We start from the raw sequence: 214 nt of genomic DNA, 5'->3' as shown, positions 1-214 counted from the left end.
GATGCTCGGTATCTGCGACAAGATCGTGCCTGGCCTGATGATGGGCGCGCTGCGTTTCGGTCACCTGCCGACGATCTTCGTGCCGGGCGGGCCGATGGTCTCGGGCATTTCCAACAAGCAGAAGGCCGACGTCCGCCAGCGTTACGCCGAAGGCAAGGCCAGTCGCGAGGAGCTGCTGGAGTCGGAGATGAAGTCCTACCACAGCCCGGGCACC

The 214-nt window shown here is 64.5% G+C and carries 1 protein-coding gene; it reads left to right on the top strand.

Annotated elements, in window-relative coordinates; all coding sequences use genetic code 11:
- Nucleotides 1–214 (top strand): dihydroxy-acid dehydratase domain-containing protein (locus tag ACW9IN_RS30210; RefSeq protein ID WP_457369258.1); only part of this gene is annotated, 214 nt, incomplete at both ends.

The organism is Pseudomonas sp. SDO5271_S396 (assembly GCF_054071795.1).
The sequence above is the reverse complement of the archived record's forward strand: the minus strand, read 5'-3'. Positions and strand labels throughout refer to the sequence as shown.